General features: G+C 64.2%; 1 pseudogene (cut by a window edge). It reads right to left on the bottom strand.

What is annotated here, in order from left to right:
* Window positions 1-185: pseudogene (locus GEV06_28695) on the bottom strand (flap endonuclease) (it extends 609 nt beyond the left edge of the window).
* Between the last annotated feature and the right edge of the window lie 83 nt (window positions 186-268).

Genomic DNA, 268 nt, shown 5'->3' with positions numbered 1-268 from the left:
TTCCGAAACGACTCGATCACGTGGTCGGTGGCGATGCCGACGTGAGTGGCGCCGTCCTCGAGAAGTTGCAGGCAGGTGCCGACGACTCCGCGCGTCGCCCCGACCTCGGGGTCCCTGTTGTTCGGCGCGTAGTGGTAACGGAAGAGCTCGTACGTTCCGTCAACTAAATGCACATCGAGGGTCACAGACTCATCTTCGCAACCCGCCGCGGGTACGCACCCGGCGCGGTGCCGAGCACGATCGCGGATGATCTGCTCGCTCGCTTCTC

It is taken from the genome of Luteitalea sp., assembly GCA_009377605.1.
Lineage (GTDB): Bacteria > Acidobacteriota > Vicinamibacteria > Vicinamibacterales > Vicinamibacteraceae > WHTT01.
Note: the sequence above shows the minus strand (reverse complement) of the source record. Positions and strands in the feature narration are given on the sequence as shown.